Origin of the sequence: Pullulanibacillus camelliae (assembly GCF_014642655.1) — a bacterium.
Taxonomy (GTDB): domain Bacteria; phylum Bacillota; class Bacilli; order Bacillales; family Sporolactobacillaceae; genus Pullulanibacillus; species Pullulanibacillus camelliae.
The window spans coordinates 36,062-42,230 of the sequence record NZ_BMIR01000027.1 but is presented as its reverse complement, the minus strand read 5'-3'; the positions used below and the strand labels follow the sequence as shown (position 1 = coordinate 42,230).

The 6,169-nt window shown below is 25.0% G+C and carries 3 protein-coding genes; all 3 read right to left on the bottom strand.

From position 1 onward, the window contains the following. Window positions 1-316 precede the first annotated feature (316 nt). The 3 genes from IEW82_RS18335 to IEW82_RS18325 all read right to left on the bottom strand — a co-directional run bounded on the left by IEW82_RS18335 (window position 317) and on the right by IEW82_RS18325 (window position 6,162). Window positions 317-2,359 carry a DUF6270 domain-containing protein gene (locus IEW82_RS18335; RefSeq protein WP_188698393.1) on the bottom strand — a complete coding sequence of 681 codons (2,043 nt, stop codon included), beginning with the start codon at window positions 2,357-2,359 and terminating at the stop codon, window positions 317-319. A 76-nt stretch (window positions 2,360-2,435) separates the two neighbouring features. Continuing rightward, window positions 2,436-4,520 (bottom strand): CDP-glycerol glycerophosphotransferase family protein, encoded by a 2,085-nt coding sequence (locus tag IEW82_RS18330; RefSeq protein ID WP_188698390.1) that lies wholly within the window; start codon window positions 4,518-4,520, stop codon window positions 2,436-2,438. Between the two features lie 31 nt (window positions 4,521-4,551). Beyond that, window positions 4,552-6,162 (bottom strand): CDP-glycerol glycerophosphotransferase family protein, encoded by a 1,611-nt coding sequence (locus tag IEW82_RS18325; RefSeq protein ID WP_188698387.1) that lies wholly within the window; start codon window positions 6,160-6,162, stop codon window positions 4,552-4,554. Between the last annotated feature and the right edge of the window lie 7 nt (window positions 6,163-6,169).

Here is a 6,169-nt window from a genome sequence, read left to right as displayed (position 1 = left end):
CATACACCCGAAGATCATCCGCCAGGTACAAGAACAACGACTTCAAGCGGCATAAGCCTTGACGGAGTACTGATGGTTTTTGCGAACTTTACTTGACACTAACTGAGAAAAACAAATAAATTTTTTGCAAAATAATAACCCCTAATATGAATCTCAATTTCAAAATTAGGGGAGCAGTCCAAGAATGTTTTCACGGTGATTTTTCTAAGGAAACGTGTGTATGTTTTTATAGTGAAAAAAATATTAAATTTTTTATATTATAATTACGAAACTAATCAAATATTAAGATAGAAAGAATAACTATAATCGTTCTTGATCAAAATAATCTATCTTGAAGAATTAATTTGGTTAAACGATTTAAATACTCTTTATAATATCCACTTTCATAATGTGAATAAGAAAGGCCAAATGGATAATTAATATCACCAATAAAACCACAGTCAGTTAAATCAATTGTTTTAATATTAGGCAATAAATAAGTAAAATAATCATCCAATTTTTCCCAAAAATAATTATTTCTCTTTATCAAATCTGGGTCACCAAATGTTTTAACCTTTCTATTTTCATCATAATAAACAGGTGTAAATCTCCCTTTATTTAAAATAATATTTTCTTCCGGAAATATTTCCCTTAATCTTTTTGCGAATTTTCGAGCAGCGTTTTTCCAGATATCAAAATATTCTTCATTATTAGAATGATCTATTATTTGTTCAACAGAAAGTTTACTAACTGATTTACTTTCTTCAAGTATATAATTTCCCGTAACATATTGGTTATCTCCAAATTTTAAAACTGATTTAGAAGCATCTGGATAAAGATCAATGATAAAATAATCTGCATTAGCCCGCTTTAAATGCTCAAAAAATGTTTTATCAAAATCTATTTTGAGAAAGTTCAAATCGCTACTTTTAATATCATTCATTATATTCAAATCTAAATTTACACTATCAGAAACTAAACTAATTAAAGAGGAATGAAACTGAGTAAATACACAATTAAACAATCTCTTGTAGTCAGGATTAAAATAATTACTGGAATTAAATGCATTTCTACTAAAACAAGTCCCTAGCACTGCAATCTTTATTGCATCCTTTTCTAAGCAATTATATTCATCAATAATAAGGGAGAGCCTTTTTTTATTTTGAATTAATCTTAATTTATAGTTGTTATTTTCATTATAAAAAACAAAGTTACTAAAATCGTCTTTAAATTCTGGTGTCACCGTAATTAAAGAATCAATATATTGCATTTCATTATTCTTAAATCTAATGAAAAGATCCCATGTTTCATTATTTCTCAATGGAAGATTAGTTAATGAACTCTTTTCAAGTATAAACGAAAAATCATCACTTCTTTTTTCACATGGAATTAGTTGTGCATTAAAATATTCAAATCCACTGCCCATCTTTACCTGTTTTTTTAAAACTAGCTCCCAATTATCACTTACTGATTTAAACTTTGGACTTATATAAAACATAATATTATGGGCAGATTCAACAACTTTAGTTACTATAATACTTTTAATTGAGCTTGAAACATAAAGTGCTATTCTATTATTCCCTGTAACATATGGTATTGCTCTATAAAATAAATTTGATTTTATAGGATAATACTTAAAATTATACTCTAAATTTTTTGTTTCTATAGGATAAATAACTTCATTTGCCGCTCCATCGCGCACTAGAATATAAAAATCCCAAATTTGTTCAATCTCATTATTTCGTAAATATATCCTATCAGAAATATTAACTACAATATCTATAAAGCTTTCATTTAATAGTTCTATTGAATTAATTTTAATTATTTCATCGTGGAAGGGTAAATCCTTTTGACTTCTTTTTTTGATCTCCATAAATATTTCTTTATCCGATAGAACCTGCTTCTCTAATCCATCTATTTTAAGCCTTAAATTTAGAATACCATTTTCATATATGATTTTATGAGTATAAAAATTAATATCAAGTCTTTTTAAAAAAAATGCAAGACTATGATCTTGAGTTACATATGGTTTTATTTTTAAAATATAATTTTCATCTAAAAAGTATTTCATATCTTCAACACTAAAAGATTCACTAATTTGAACTTTATGTTCATTTAATCCACTAACCATAAATATATTCCATATGGTTTCATCTAAATAATTTTTTTGTAACAGTAGTAAATTCAGATCGATCTCAATAGTATATTTAGACCTGGATATTCGAATGATATCTAATTTAATTTCTGATTTAAATTCAAAATCACGCCCACTTTGTCTTTTCCTTAATATGAAACTAGGATTATCGTCAAATGTTTCACCATGTATCAGTAATTTACCCTTTTCAATGTTGAAATCAATATGCTCTATCTCAAAGCCCATAGTAAGTCTCCCTTACAATATTACTTAAAATTTATTCGTTCTCCGATTCAAAAGCTTATTTTAAAATTGATAATTATCACTTAAGATTAAGTATAGCATTAAAAATTCTTTTACAATTATCATTATCCTTATAGGCAAAAAATTCATTTGACTTCTTGGAATATTTTTTTGATAACTCAAATTTTTGTTTTACTATCTTCTCAATTTTTTTTACTAATATTTTTTCATCATCCACGACTTCACCGAAATCATCATAATGTATCTCCTTTACAGGCCCATGATGATTATTATAAGGGTCAAATTGATATAATAGAGTAGGTTTTTCCATGTACAAAAAATCAGCCATAACTGATGAGTAATCAGTTACTAATAGAGCACTCTCTTTTATCGCTTTAGATAACGTTATTTGTTCTTTATTTAAAAATTTAATATTTTCATGTTCAAAAGAGAAATTACTAATAAATTTTTGCATTTTATTATGAATATAAAATATTACTTCTATGTTCTCCCTTTCAATCAAATTTAAAAAATCTCTATTACGAACTAAATTATAATAACGATAATAGTAATCTGACATCAAAAATTCACTCTGATTAAGCATAAATAATGAACGTCTCCACGTGGGCATAATCAATATTTGTTTTTTTATTGTTAAATCATGTAAGTTATCAAAACGAGCTAATCCAGTCAAAACTACTTCGTTATCATTATAACCCAAAGTGTTCTCAATGATTTCTTTTTCTGCTTTTGCACTAGATATAAACAATTGTTGTTTATAAATGTCCTTACATAAATAAGGTGCTATATTATGAATAATCACTCCATGTTGTAAAGTTATCTGTTGTTTTTGGTTAACGAAATTCTTAAATGCCCTTTTAAAATTCACTTTTCCCTCTGGATACGAAGTTTCCTCAAAAACCCATGCACTTATATATTTCCTTGCTACTAACATATAAATCCAGTGTTTAAAACTAGAATGATAAATAATATTTCCATATTTATTAACCTTTTCTAATTGTTTTGATTCTTTATCAATTAAATAAAATATTTTTCTTTTTGGATAGTTTTCTCTACAATATTTAAAAAAGTAGTATCCATTATCTTCTGCCTGATCCCTTCTTTCACTAATTAACCAAACTTCTTTTCTTAAATAATATAATTTAAAAAATAAACTGATAAACACTATAAATATTTTGATAACACTTTCTTTCAGATTTTTAACTTTCAAACGAAATTTTCTAATAGGTGCCGTTATCTTCCAAGAATTACTCTCTTCAATGGGATAATTCTTTATTTTCTTCTTAATTTCTTTTGTAGTATTATACCAATATCTTTTACCTCTTAAAATCCGAATATAGTATATTGACTCAGTATATAGTTTTTCTCTTACCATTTCTATAAAAGGAATATAACCTTTCAGTCCCCATTTCTTTATTTTTTCATTATTAATTGCTTTAATAATTTGATAAAATAACATTAAAATTTTTTTTTGGCTTTCAAAAGATAAATTATTAATGAAATCATTACTATCTATTATTTTAAATAATTTTAATATAATAGCTTTATCGAAAAAGTGCATAAAATTGTTTTTTTCATTTATATCAAGCGAATTAATAATGTCAAATAATATTTCGCAATCTTTAAAATCATTAACAAAATTACCCAATTTACTACAAACTAATATGGTAAATTTCATTTTTTTAATAAATAAATTAAAATATAATTTCATGACCATTTTTTCATTTAAGTTATTTAATTTTAAAAAAGGAAATTTCTTCAAAACATTTTTATTTATCATTTTTAAAGAAGTAATTTCCTTGTAATTTTCAAAAATACAATCTCTTCTTTTATCTTTATCCGTTATTTGAAAAAAATCGTATTCCTTTGTTGTTTTAATATTTGAAATAGTCTCAAATAATTCACTGGGCAAATCAATATTATTATTTAAAAATAGAATATGATTATGTTTAATATCTTTTAATTCAAATTCGCTTAGTGTAAAAATACTATTGTTAAAATCAATACTTTTTTCCTTATCAATTAAAACAATAGTTTGGATAAAGTCACTATATTGTTGATATTTTTTTTTTATTTTTTTAATTTCCTCTGTTAAATTTTCTTCATTTAATACATTCGGTAAATAAATCAAACTTATATTCATTTTTTTCTCCCCTTTAATTCTAAACAATAATTCACTTATTATTTAAATAATACATTAAAGCCTTATAAATCCGCTCATTATTACAGCTATCTTCATAGGTAATATATTTTTTTCTATTTCTCATATAAATACCCTTAAATTCAAATTTATTTTTTGCATATATCTCCAAAATATTCACCAGTTTTTTTATATCAAATACCTGATCCCCTATTAATTCTTTAGAAAAATTCATATAACTTCCTTGCATATCAAGATAATTTTGAAGATCAAATTGAAAAAAAATAATTGGTTTTTTTAAATAATACATATCCCAAGCCACACTTGAATAATCTGTTATTAATAAAGAAGACTCCATGATTTCTTCACTTAAGATCGCATTCCCAGAAGTCAAAATATTAACTTTATCATTTTCTATACTAAAAAAATTCGCATATTGTTCGAACTTAGGATGAAGAAAAAAGTTGACTTTTAAATCATTTGCTTCTATCACACTTAAAAATGCCCTTGAATTAACCAATTGAGAATAATTTTTATAATAAACAGTCTCAAGAAATTCCTCTCCAGATATATCATCCATCCATGACCGCCATGTCGGAACTATTAATATTTTATTATCTTTAACTTTATTCTCAATATTGTCCCAGCGAGATAGACCAGTAACAGCTATTTCTTGATCATCATATCCAAAATGGTTTAAGATTATTTCTTTTTCAAAATGGGATGAAGTAATAAATAAATTCATTGAATTAATACTTTTCTTTTTATAAATATTATCCACCCTTTTTAACCCAATAACTCCATGTTGTAAAAAAATCTGTCTTTTTTTATTTATAATTCTACGAATTAAACCCCTATTTATTCTAATATCATAAATATGAGCTCTTGATTCTGAAGAAATTAGCAATCTAGAGGCCAATAAATAAAGCATATATTTAAAACTCATAAATATCAAAACTTTATCTTTCAATTCATTTAATTTCATCATATCTGAAGATGATTTTTTTATTACATAGAAAAAATTTTTATGCTTTTGTTCAATATAACAATACTTAAAAAAGGTAAATCCATTATCTTGAGCTGTATTTGAATTTTTTTCAAATCCCAACCATATGTTCCTCATGTTTAAATAAGGCATTAAAATAACATAGGTCAGCAATGCTAGAACCCATTTCCATTGATAAACTTTTGATTCATACCACATTTTTGTTTTATAGGTTAGGGAAAATGAGCCATGATACGTGCAGTATGGGAAAACATGATTTTCTTCAGAAACAGAAACAGATTTAATAAAAGGAGAAAAATTCATTCTCATTCTTAGAAAAAATTTTGATAGTTTAACTCGTTCCTCATAATCCTCACCATTACTATTAGATAAACTAACAAACACGTCCCAGTAGTAGGGCTTCCAATCAACTTTTTGTAAATCTATATTAAACTGCAAAATATTTTTTTTACCATATTTTTTTATAAGTTTAATCGGAAACTTATATTTTTGCCCTTCCAATCCATTACGTTGAACTAAGACAAGTGCATTTAGACTGATATCTTGTTGATTGTTTAATTCTAATAATATCTTCCCTACCATAATGTTCTTTTTTAACTTAAGTTTAGTTAAATTAAGCTTTTTAATATTCCCCACCATTAAGATC